The sequence below is a fragment of the Planococcus soli genome (assembly GCF_016881065.1).
GTDB classification, from domain to species: Bacteria; Bacillota; Bacilli; order Bacillales_A; family Planococcaceae; genus Planococcus; species Planococcus soli.
Map to the genome: position 1 here is coordinate 1 of NZ_WXYN01000031.1, position 216 is coordinate 216.

The window sequence follows — 216 nt, forward strand, 5'->3', positions numbered from 1 at the left end:
CGAACGCGAATCGATCCACCACATGAGCATGTTCGCAGAAAGCTTGTCGATTGCGATTACCACGCAATTCCCTGAGAAATTCGACAACACCAACCCGGATACGCCGGCAGTGGACTTGCGCGCTACGTTGAACGCGACGTTCACGGAACACGCAGGACTTGCGGCCATGGCGATGCAGGACGGAGCGGATGGCGCGGAAAGCTTTGACCAGGCATC

Annotated in this window: 1 pseudogene; it reads left to right on the plus strand. The window is 57.4% G+C overall.

Annotation, left to right across the window (positions count from 1 at the left end):
• Positions 1-216, plus strand: a pseudogene (locus tag GJB59_RS13650) (hypothetical protein); the annotation flags it as partial.